The 680-nt window shown below is 55.0% G+C and carries 1 protein-coding gene; it reads right to left on the bottom strand.

Annotation, left to right across the window (positions count from 1 at the left end; all coding sequences use genetic code 11):
• Positions 1 to 680 (bottom strand): GTP-binding protein (locus tag HX773_RS24995; protein WP_255433329.1); only part of this gene is annotated, 680 nt, incomplete at both ends.

Here is a 680-nt window from a genome sequence, read left to right on the forward strand (position 1 = left end):
GCCGGCTTAGCCAGAACCTGGCCACGCTGGATGTCTTCACGCTTGATACCACGCAGCAGAACGCCGCAGTTCTCGCCAGCCTGACCCTGGTCCAGCAGTTTGCGGAACATTTCAACGCCGGTACAGGTAGACTTAACAGTATCCTTGATACCAACGATTTCAACTTCGTCGCCCACTTTAACGATACCGCGCTCAACACGACCGGTAACAACGGTACCACGGCCTGAGATTGAGAATACGTCTTCGATTGGCAGCAGGAACGGCAGGTCGATTGCACGTACTGGCTCTGGGATGTAAGTATCCAGATGCTCAGCCAGCTCAATGATCTTAGCTTCCCACTCAGCTTCGCCTTCCAGCGCTTTCAGAGCAGAACCACGTACGATTGGAGTGTCGTCGCCTGGGAAGTCATAAGCTGACAGCAGGTCACGTACTTCCATCTCAACCAGTTCCAGCAGCTCTTCATCATCAACCATGTCGCACTTGTTCAGGAACACGATGATGTAAGGAACGCCAACCTGACGACCCAGCAGGATGTGCTCACGGGTCTGTGGCATTGGGCCATCAGTCGCAGCAACAACCAGGATCGCGCCGTCCATCTGCGCAGCACCGGTGATCATGTTTTTCACATAGTCGGCGTGGCCTGGGCAGTCAACGTGCGCATAGTGGCGAGTCGGGGTTTC

It is taken from the genome of Pantoea sp. B9002, assembly GCF_013385945.1.
Taxonomy (GTDB): domain Bacteria; phylum Pseudomonadota; class Gammaproteobacteria; order Enterobacterales; family Enterobacteriaceae; genus Pantoea.